This window comes from Verminephrobacter aporrectodeae subsp. tuberculatae, from assembly GCF_026127385.1.
Classification (GTDB): Bacteria; Pseudomonadota; Gammaproteobacteria; order Burkholderiales; family Burkholderiaceae_C; genus Acidovorax; species Acidovorax aporrectodeae.
This window is the reverse complement of the sequence record NZ_QZCX01000003.1, coordinates 1,498,113-1,509,789: the sequence shown is the minus strand read 5'-3', so window position 1 is coordinate 1,509,789 and position 11,677 is coordinate 1,498,113. Positions and strand designations below refer to the sequence as shown.

Here is an 11,677-nt window from a genome sequence, read left to right as displayed (position 1 = left end):
CCATCGGCCCCGCTGGTGCCGCACTCGGCGACGGCAACGGAGACAAGGTCCAGGACAGCAAACAGGCCGCAGTCGCCTCGTACAGCGCCACGACAAGCAGCAGTTCCAGCACCTCGGTCACCTTGGTGGCCGATAGCCAGAATGGCAAGGTCAACGCCGACAGCACCGTCCGCATCACCAGTCTGGTGCAAAAGGCGGTCCCGGCCCAGATGCCCCAGGCGCTGGAGACACCGATCGCGCTGACGAGTTTCAAGGCCACGCTGGATGCAGCCGGCAGCAGCGAGACCTTCAGCCTGTACGTGGATCCGAAGCTTGGTGTCAACGGCTACTGGGTGCAGAGCAGCGCCGGCACCTGGGTGAACTTGGCGAGCAGCCCTTACGGCGGCAAGGTGGTGAACGAAGACGGGCGGTTGCGGCTGGACTTTGTGATCAAGGATGGCGGGCCGTTCGACGCCGATAACCAGGCCGACGGCACCGTCACCGCCTCCGGCGCTGCAGCGAAGATGCCGTTGTCCATCACCGGGCAGGCGTCAGACGTGGTGCATGACGGGTTCTGGTTCTGAAGTCATCTCCCCCCGGGCCCATCTTCCTCAAGAGGGGGTCATGGGGGGCGTTGACTGTGGCGCAGAACCCGTGTTCTGCCCCGAAAATAGAAGCACAAAACTGGACGGCTGTATTGCACGCCATGGCAAGGCGAAAACCCCCACGATATCCTTGTGGATAGCGGGGGTTTGCAAGACTTCCATGGCGTGAAAGGCGCAGTTTCTTGTGCTGATATTTGCGGGGCAGGATATTGACCACAGCGCGCTGGCGATCAGTCCGCTCTCTCATTGCATCCAGTGGGCCCGCGCGCGCCACGGGTTGGGGGACTACCCGGGCTGAAGTCGGGGGTGTTGTTTTGTTGACGAACACTCGCGGCCACCGTGGCGATTGGCGGCTTTGGTGCGAGTCCGCCGACATCAGCAATCTCGATGGCAGTCAAGGCATTGGCTTTGGCGATTTGAACGCCGCCATCGCATCGAAGCGGTCCGCGCCGGTCAGGGATTCTCCCTGGTGCGCCGCACGCTGGTGCAATCGGCGGCTGGCTGCCCGCCGAGGCCCCGCTACTGCGCACGCCGCTCGCCTACCGCTTGGTCCATCGCCCGCAGACGCTGGTCCCGAGGGGCGAAGCGATGGGGAAATAAAAAAACGCCAAAAAATCCACCATTTGTTGTGCAGACCATGAGCAAACTGGTCACGTTTGCAATATTTGAAGCCGCATAAAAACCAGACAAGACCGCATGGGCCCGGGAGATCCCCATGCAATCGCCGAATCGCCGAATCGCCGGACTGCCCCGAAACGCAGCCCCCCGCTTCGGCCCCTGCGGGCCACAGCAAGTCGCCCGGCGCGATCCATCCGCGGCAGGCAGGGCCAGACCGCTCCAGAAGCCCAGTTTGAAAAAGCCGGCGACCCCGACCGGGCGCCGAGCGCTGCGCTTGGCAAGGGGGCTCGCGGCAGTCTGCGGCATCAGGCCCGCCGGGCACGTCCCAAGCAGCCCATCGATTCCGGCCGTCGCTTTGAACCGCTTGGCTGCTGCCTGCTGCCGACCCGGATGCAGCGCCGCCGGGCGGGACGAGGAACGACGACGCGCCGCTGTCGAGCGCCAGCGCCGGTCCACGCCACGGGTTGGTCAAGCAAGGAGCACGACGGATCCAACGCATAAAAATTAAACAGGTATTAAACATTCTGAGAAATGTCGGGTTACACTGTTGACGTTTTAATTTGTCATTAATTGTTGTGTTGACGCACCGATACCTTCTTCTGCAGGCCTTGCTCCTGACGCAGTGGAGTCGGCTTTGCCCTGGCGGCCGGACCGCTGCGCAGGGCTACAGCGCCAGCTGCATCGTCCTGCCCTCCGGCGTTGGCGAGGGGTCCGACGCAGCCGCCGTCAGCCCCGGTGCCGGTGGCCACAGCGACACGGGAGGGTCCGCACTGCCGGCGGGCTCCGGCAGCGCCCAAGCGCGCAATGGCGCACCCCGGGATCCGTGTCCGGCGCGTCGTCGCCATGGGAAGGACCGCCACCCTGGCTCCCAACCCCCGTGCCGTGGCCGGAAGAGAATTTGCCGAGCCGGTGGCGGGCGCCGAGTGCGCACTCCAAGACCACCGACCAAAGCACCGTGCCCATGGGCAGGGCCGCCACCCTGGTGCCGAGCCGCACCGTGGTCAGCGGTGAGACGCCCAGACACCCGGCGCGTGCGCCGCCGCATCGCCCGCCTGAAGCAGCACAAACCAAGGGCTCTTCTGTCCACAAGGCAGAGGAGCCCAAACCCCAGCCAACACACATTTTCACCACCGAAGGAAACCCATCATGCTTGACACTGCAACACTGCCCGCGACAGCCGACACCACTTCCCCGGTGGACAGCAGCGAGCTCGACGTCCATATCACGCTGGCCGACAGCGAGCTCACTGCGGGCGAGACCACCACCGTCACCTTCACCTTCAACAAGCCCGTCAACGGCTTTGACGCCAGAGACATCGGGTGCCGCAACGGCACGCTGAGCGCGCCCACGGCGAACGCCGAGCGCACGGTCTGGACGAGCACCCTCACGCCCCCGGCCAACGTCAACGCCCCGTGGAATACCATCCACGCAGACCTCACCGGGGTGACCGACGACGCGGGCAACGCCGGCGAGTGGGAAGCCAGCAGCACCAACTACTCCGTGGACACCCGGCCCGCAGCAGGTACCGAGCCCTCGGTGGACAGCAGCGAGCTCGACGTCAACATCACGATCGCCGACAGCGCGCTCACCGCGGGCGAGACCACAACAGTCACCTTCACCTTCAACAAGCCCGTCAACGGCTTTGACGCCAGAGACATCGGGTGCACCAACGGCACGCTGAGCCTGCCAACGGCGAACGCCGAGCGCACGGTCTGGACGGCCACCCTCACGCCTACGGCCAACGTCAATGCCCCGACGAATGTCATCCACGCAGACCTCACCGGGGTGACCGACGACGCGGGCAACGCCGGCGAGTGGGAAGCCAGCAGCACCAACTACTCCGTGGACACCCGGCCCGCAGCAGATACCGGGGCCCCGGTGGACAGCAGCGAGCTCGACGTCAATATCACGATCGCCGACAGCGTGCTCACCGCGGGCGAGACCACAACAGTCACCTTCACCTTCAACAAGCCCGTCAACGGCTTTGACGCCAGAGACATCGGGTGCACCAACGGCACGCTGAGCCTGCCAACGGCGAACGCCGAGCGCACGGTCTGGACGGCCACCCTCACGCCTACGGCCAACGTCAATGCCCCGACGAATGTCATCCACGCAGACCTCACCGGGGTGACCGACGACGCGGGCAACGCCGGCGAGTGGGAAGCCAGCAGCACCAACTACTCCGTGGACACCCGGCCCGCAGCAGATACCGGGGCCCCGGTGGACAGCAGCGAGCTCGACGTCAATATCACGATCGCCGACAGCGTGCTCACCGCGGGCGAGACCACAACAGTCACCTTCACCTTCAACAAGCCCGTCAACGGCTTTGACGCCAGAGACATCGGGTGCACCAACGGCACGCTGAGCCTGCCAACGGCGAACGCCGAGCGCACGGTCTGGACGGCCACCCTCACGCCCACGGCCAACGTCAACGCCGGGGCGAATGTCATCCGCGCAGACCTCACCGGGGTGACCGACGACGCGGGCAACGCCGGCGAGTGGGAAGCCAGCAGCACCAACTACTCCGTGGACACCCGGCCCGCAGCAGATACCGCAGCCCCGGTGCTCAGCAGGGGACCCACCGCCGAGATCACGATGACCGACACGACGCTGGGAATCGGAGAAGTCGCTACGGTCACCATCCGCTTCTCCGAAAAAGTCCTCGGCCTGACCCTCGACGACATCGCGGTGTCCAGCAGTTCGCCAACCAGGGGCACGCTGAGCGACTTGGCCAGCGACGATGGCGGTCAGACGTGGACCGTCAAACTGACACCGACTGACTACAGCGAATCCAACGGGCGCAAAGCGGAAGGCAACACGATCGTTTTGCGTCAGAACAGCGTGACGGACCTGGCGGGTAACCAGGGTCCGGGACATGACGTATACAGCTCCGCCTACACCGTTGACCACGCCGCACCTGGCCTGGCGTGGTCCGGCCACATCACCTACGCGCCGGGAGAGACGAACAACACCCTCAGCGCCGGTGAAACAGCCACCGTCACCTTTACCTTCACCGAAGCAGTGAGGAACTTGAACGCCGGCCACATACTTTCCTTCACCTACAACGCTGACGGCTCCGTGAATTGGTTGGGCGCTGCGGGCGGCACGCTGTCGAACCTGGTCTCCACCGACGGTGGCACCACCTGGACCGCCACACTCACCGCCCCGACGGCCAGCACCACGCTCGCCAACGTCAGGCTGGGCGTATATATGGGCTCAGTGACCGACGAATCGGGTAACGCGGGCACCGAGCATGTATACGTCAGCCCCATCAGCTACAACATCGATACCGCCAGCAGGGGGCCCACCGCCAAGATCACGATGACCGACACGACGCTGGGAATCGGAGAAGTCGCTACGGTCACCATCCGCTTCTCCAAAAAAGTCCTCGGCCTGACCCTCGACGACATCGCGGTGTCCAGCAGCTCACCAACCAGAGGCACTCTGAGCGATTTGGCCAGCAACGATGGCGGTCAGACTTGGACCGTCAAACTGACACCGACCGGCTACAGCGAATCCAACGGAAGCAAAGTGGGCGGCAACACGATCGTTTTGCGCCAGAACAGCGTGACGGACCTGGCGGGTAACCAGGGCCCGGAGCATGACGTATACAGCTTCGCCTACACCGTTGACCACGCCGCGCCTGACCTGGCATGGTCCGGCCACATCACCTACGCGCAGGGAGAGACGGACAACACCCTCAACGCCGGCGAAACAGCCACCGTCACCTTGGTCTTCACCGAAGCAGTGAGGAACTTGAACGTCGGCCACATACTTTCCTTCACCGTCAACGCTGACGGCTCCGCGAATTGGTTGGGCGCTGCCGGCGGCACGCTGTCGAACCTGGTCTCCACCGACGGGGGCACCACCTGGATCGCCACACTCACCGCCCCGACGGCCAGCACCACGCTCACCAACGTCAGGCTGGGCGTGCATATAGCCCCAGTGACCGACGAATCGGGCAATGCGGGCATCGACGGGTGGATATACCCCAGCCCCATCAGCTACAACATTGATACCACCACCGTCTACGGCACGTATCCCGAAGATACCGAGGTCCCGGAGTCGGTGGAGATACCCGGATTCATCGCCACCGATGGCACGGACCCCGCAGAGACCGATGACCCGGAGCTCAGCAGGGGGCCCACCGCCAAGATCACGATGACCGACACGATGCTGGGAATCGGAGAAGTCGCTACGGTCACCATCCGCTTCTCCAAAAAAATCCTCGGCTCCACTTTCACTCTCGACGACATCGCGGTGTCCAGCAGTTCGCCAACCAGGGGCACTCTGAGCGACTTGCTCAGCAACGATGGCGGTCAGACTTGGACCGTCAAACTGACACCGACCGGCTACAGCGACTCCAACGGACGCAAAGTGGGCGGCAACACGATCGTTTTGCGCCAGAACAGCGTGACGGACCTGGCGGGTAACCAGGGTCCGGAGCATGACGTATACAGCTTCGCCTACACCGTTGACCACGCTGCGCCTGGCTTGGCGTGGTCCGGCCACATCACCTACGCGCAGGGAGAGACGGACAACACCCTCAACGCTGGCGAAACAGCCACCGTCACCTTGGCCTTCACCGAAGCAGTGAGGAACTTCAACGCCGACCACATACTTCCCTTCACCTACAACGCGGACGGCTCCGCGAGTTGGTTGGGCGCTACCGGTGGCACGCTGTCGAACCTGGTCTCCACCGACGGTGGCACCACCTGGACCGCCACACTCACCGCCCCGACGGCCAGCACCACGCTCACCAACGTCAGGCTGGGCGTGTACATGGGCTCAGTGACCGACGAAGCGGGCAACGCGGGCACCGACTGGCAGGTATACCCCAGCCCCATCAGCTACAACATTGATACCACCACCGTCTACGGCACGCACTTCGCAGATACCGAGGCCCCGGAGCTCAGCAGCGCCACGGTCAACGGCAACCAGTTGGTGCTCCGCTACGCCGACGAGAACAACTTGGACGGGGCAGCGCTCGCGGGCAATGCCGGCTTTACGGTCAGCAGTACCACGGGCACGGCCATCACCGTCACCGGCGCCGTGGCGAACGGGGCGGCCAAGACCGTCACGCTGACGCTGAGCCGCGCCGTGACCAGCGCGGAAACGGTGAACGTCAGCTACGCCAAGCCCGCGACTGGCAGCGTGGTGCAGGACGCGAAGGGCAACGACGCAGCAAACTTCATCGAAAGGGCCGTGACCAACAACACGCCAACAACAGTAACGATCACGGGAGAAGCAGGAAGAGTAGTAGCAGCCGCATCCACGCAAGCAGACACCACGCCCCCGGAACTGGGCAGCGCCACGGTCAATGGCAACCAACTGGTGCTCCGCTACACCGAAGAGAACAACCTGGACGGCGCAGCGCTCGCGGGCAACGCAGGCTTTGCGGTCAGCAGCACCCGGGGCACGGCCATCACCGTCACGGGCGCCGTGGTGGACGCGGCGGCCAACACCGTCACGCTGACGCTCAGCCGCGCCGTGACCCAGGAGGAGACGGTGAGCCTCAGCTACACCAAGCCCGCGACCGGCGCCGTGGTGCAGGACGCTGCCGGCAACGACGCGGCGGATTTCAGCGGCCGGGCCGTGACCAACGACACGCCGGCAACAGTAATAACAGGAATAAAAATGGCAGCCGCATCCACGCAAGCAGACACCACGCCCCCGGAACTGGGCAGCGCCACGGTCAACGGCAACCAGCTGGTGCTTCGCTACACCGAAGAGAACAACCTGGACGGGGCAGCGCTCGCGGGCAACGCAGGCTTTGCGGTCAGCAGCACCCGGGGCACGGCCATCACCGTCACGGGCGCCGTGGTGGACGCGGCGGCCAACACCGTCACGCTGACGCTGAGCCGCGCCGTGACCCAGGAGGAGACGGTGAGCCTCAGCTACACCAAGCCCGCGAGCGGCGCCGTGGTGCAGGACGCTGCCGGCAACGACGCGGCGGACTTCAGCGGCCGGGCCGTGACCAACGACACGCCGGCAACAGTAATAACAGCAGTAGTACCCGCAGGAAAAGTAGCAGCCGCATCAACAGGGGAAGGGACCACGGCCGATCCGATCGACCTCACGATCACGATCGCCGACAACGCACTCACCACGGGCGAGACCACCACCGTCACCTTCACCTTCAACCAGCCCGTCAACGGCTTTGACACCAGCGACATCTCGTGCGGTAGCGGCACGCTGAGCACGCTCACGGCCAACGCCACGCGCACGGTCTGGACGGCCACCTTCACGCCCACGGCCAACACCAACGCCCCGACGAATGTCATCAACGTGGATCTCGCCGGGGTAACCAACGACGCTGGCAATGTCGGCGAGGGTGACGCCGCCAGCGCCAACTACACCGTGGACACCCGGCCCGCAGCAGACACCACGCCCCCGGTGTTCAGCAGCGCCACGGTCAACGGCAACCAGTTGGTGGTCAGCTACACCGAAGCCAACACCCTGGACGAGGCAGCGCTCACGGGCAACGCCGGCTTTACGGTCAGCAGCACCACGGGCACGGCCATCACCGTGAGCAGTGCCGTGGTGCATGCGACGAACAAGACCGTCACGCTCACGCTGAGCCGCGCCGTGGCCAGCGCGGAGACGGTGACCGTCAGCTACGCCAAACCCGCGGCCGGCGCCGTGGTGCAGGACGCTGCGGGCAACGACGCAGTGAGCTTCAGCGACCAGCCCGTGACGAACAACACGCGCATCACGGCCACGATCACGCTGGCCGCCCGCGGGCTCGCTGCGAACGAGACCACCACCGTCACCTTCACCTTCAACGAGCTCGTCACCGGCTTCGGACTCGAGGATGTGATCCATGACGACCAAGCCGGTACGCTGAGCGCGCCCACGGCCAGCGCAGACGGCAGAACCTGGACCGCCACGCTGACGCCCCGTGCCGACACGTACGACTTGAGCGACAACACAATCTCCGTGCGTCTGGACGGCGTGACCAATGCCGCGGGCAGGGCCGGGCAGGGCACCACCTCCGCCATCGACTACTTCGTAGACACCCAACTGCCTCGCGTCACCATCGAACTGGCCAACACCGCGCTCAGGGTGGGTGAAACCACTACCGTCACTTTTACCTTCAACAGGGAGGTCGGGGGCTTCAATGCTGCCAACGTAGACCTCTCGAATGCCAACGGCACGCTAAGCAACTTGGCCAACAATCCGGGTAGTGGTGGGCGCATCTGGACCGCCACCTTTACGCCCACGGACAACCTGGCAGACACCAGCAACACCATCAGCGTCAACTTGGCTGGCGTACGAGTCTCAGGCTCAGGCACCGTCGGCCAAGGCCATGCCATCAGCGCCAACTACACCGTGGACACCCGGTTGCCGGACACCACGCCCCCGGAGTTCCACAGCGCCGCAGTCAACGGCGACCAGTTGGTGCTCACGTACACCGAAGCGAACAGCCTGGACGGAGCCGAGCTCACGGGCAACGCCGGCTTTACGGTGAGCAGCAGCACGGACACGGCGATCACCGTGAGCAGCGCCGTGGTGAACGGGGCGGACAAGACCATCACGCTGACGCTGAGCCGCGCCGTGACCAGCAGTGAGACGGTGAGCGTCAGCTACACCAAGCCCGAATCCGGCGCCGTGGTGCAGGACGCTGCGGGCAACGACGCAGCGAGCTTCAGCGACCAGGCCGTGACGAACAACACGCCAGCGTCCAACACCAGCGACCTGACCGCCCGCATCACTCTGTTCGAGGAGCACCTCACGACGGGAACAACGACGATCGTCTCCATCACCTTCAACAAGCCCGTCACCGGCTTCACGCGCGCTGACGTGGACCTGACCCAGGCGAACGGCACGCTCAGCGAACTCGAACTCACACCCGGCGGCAACGGCAGAACCTGGCGGGCCATCTTCACGCCCACGGCCAACGTCATCGACGAGAGCAACACCATCAGCGTGAACCTCGCGGGCGTGACCGACGCCGCAGGCGTTGCCGGCACCGGCCGCGCCACGAGCGACAACTTCACCGTGAGCACCGTGCCACTTGCCGTCACGATCACGCTGGCCGATACCGCGCTCACCGTGGGCGAAACGACGACCGTCACCTTCACCTTCAACCAGGTGGTCAGCGGCTTCTCTATCGATGACATCGTGTTCGACGCCACCACCAGCACGCTGGGCCCGCTCACGACCACCGACGACAAAACCTGGACCGCGTCCCTCACACCCACGGCCAACTGCAACGACGCGACCAACACCATCCGCGTCAACTTGCGCGGCGTACTCGACCTGGGAGACACGTTCGGTACCGGCATCGCCACCAGCGCCAACTACACCGTGGACACCCAATCAGCAGACACCACGCCCCCGGTAATCAGCACCGCCGTGGTCACCGGCAACCAGTTGGTGCTCACGTACACGGAAGCGGGCACCCTGGACCCGGCGGCACTGACGGGCAATGCCGGCTTTACGATCAACAACGCCTCTGGCACGGCGGCCCCCATCACCGTGAGCAGCGCCGTGGTGAACGGGGCGGCCAAGACCGTGACGCTGACGCTGAGCCGCACCGTGGCCGAAACGGAGACGTTGAGCATCGTATACACCAAGCCCGAATCCGGCAACGGGGTGCGGGACGCTGCCGGCAACCAGGCGGCGAACTTCGACGGAGTGATCGCGACCCATGGCACGCACGCGCCAGCAGACACCACGGCCCCGGTGTTCAGCAGCGCCGCGGTCACCGGCAACCAACTGGTACTCAGCTTTAGCGACACGACGGGCATTCTGGACGGGGACCCGATCCACAAGCCGGCGAGCGGGGCCTTTACGGTGCTTGTCAACGGCGTCGCGAACGCCGTCACCACCGTCACTGTCCAGTCGCGAGCCAAGACCGTCACGCTCACGCTGAGCACGGCGGTCACCCATGGCCAGTCGGTCACCGTCGCCTACACCGACCCCACGACCGGCAACGACACCAACGCAATCCAGGACTATGCCGGCAACGACGCGGCCAGCTTTGCTGCTACCGCGGTGACCAACAACACGCCAGCGCCAACAGCAGACACCACGCCCCCGGTGTTCAGCAGCGCCGCGGTCACCGGCGACCAGTTGGTACTCAGCTTTAGCGACACGAGCAACCTGGAAGCGGACCCGGTCCACAAGCCGGCGAACGGGGCCTTTACGGTGCTTGTCAACGGCGTCGCAAACGCCGTCACCAACGTCACCGTCCAGGCCCAAGCCAAGACCGTCACGCTCACGCTGAGCACGGCGGTCACCCATGGCCAGACGGTCACCGTCGCCTACGCCGACCCCACGACCGGCAACGACACCAACGCAATCCAGGACATTGCCGGCAACGACGCGGCCAGCTTTGCGGCCACCGCGGTGACCAACAACACGCCAGCCACACCAGCAGCAGAAGACACCACGGCCCCGCAGCTGGAGCACACGAACGACTACCCCTCTGTCCTCTATAACCTGCTGTCGCTCAGCTTCACCGACGCGAACAACCTGGACGCGGACCCCGCGCACACACCGGCCGCCGGGGACTTCACGGTATCCGTGGATGGTGTTCGCAGCACCGTCAACAGAGTTATCGTGGGTAATGCGAACAAGGTGATGACGCTGGTGCTGTCCACCTACGTGCAGTTTGGCCAAAGAGTGACCCTTGCCTACAACGACAGCACGCCCAACGACGACAAGGGCATACGGGATACGCAAGGCAACAGCTTGGCCAGCATTCCGACCACGGTGATCAAGAACAACGCACCAGACCGCACGCCCCCGCAGCTGATTACCACCGGTGACGCGCGTCCCAAGGTCAACGGCAACCAACTGGTGCTCAGCTTTAGCGACGCCAGCGACCTGAACGCGGACCCGACCCGCAAGCCGGTTGCCGGGGACTTTGCGGTGCTCGTGGGGAACGTTCCCAATGCTGTGACCGAAGTCACCGTGGCCGCTCAGGCCAAGACCATTACGCTGACGCTGACCACCGCCGTGACAGTTGGCCAGACGATGACCGTCGCCTACAACGACAGCACGCCCACCGATAGCAGGGCCCTGGAAGACGCACTGTTCAACCGCCTGGCCAGCTTTGCGGCCACGGAGGTGAATACATCCGGCGTGAGTACATCAGACACCACGGCCCCGGTGTTCAGCAGCGCCGCGGTCACCGGCAACCAACTGGTACTCAGCTTTAGCGACACGACGGGCATTCTGGACGGGGACCCGATCCACAAGCCGGCGAGCGGGGCCTTTACGGTGCTTGTCAACGGCGTCGCGAACGCCGTCACCACCGTCACTGTCCAGTCGCGAGCCAAGACCGTCACGCTCACGCTGAGCACGGCGGTCACCCATGGCCAGTCGGTCACCGTCGCCTACACCGACCCCACGACCGGCAACGACACCAACGCAATCCAGGACTATGCCGGCAACGACGCGGCCAGCTTTGCTGCTACCGCGGTGACCAACAACACGCCAGCGCCAACAGCAGACACCACGCCCCC

Annotated in this window: 2 protein-coding genes (1 of these 2 running past the window's edge); both read left to right on the top strand. The window is 64.8% G+C overall.

The genetic code is table 11. The features are described 5' to 3' along the window. Window positions 1-563, top strand: a 563-nt coding sequence (locus D5041_RS21610) for a choice-of-anchor U domain-containing protein (RefSeq protein ID WP_265285741.1), incomplete at its 5' end; no start/stop codon positions are given. 1,785 nt (window positions 564-2,348) lie between these two features. After that, a protein-coding gene (locus D5041_RS21605; RefSeq protein ID WP_265285740.1) for a SwmB domain-containing protein crosses the window boundary here: on the top strand, window positions 2,349-11,677 show its 5' portion. It continues 21,163 nt past the right edge of the window; only the first 9,329 of its 30,492 coding nucleotides appear in the window; its start codon is at window positions 2,349-2,351; its stop codon lies beyond the right edge, outside the window.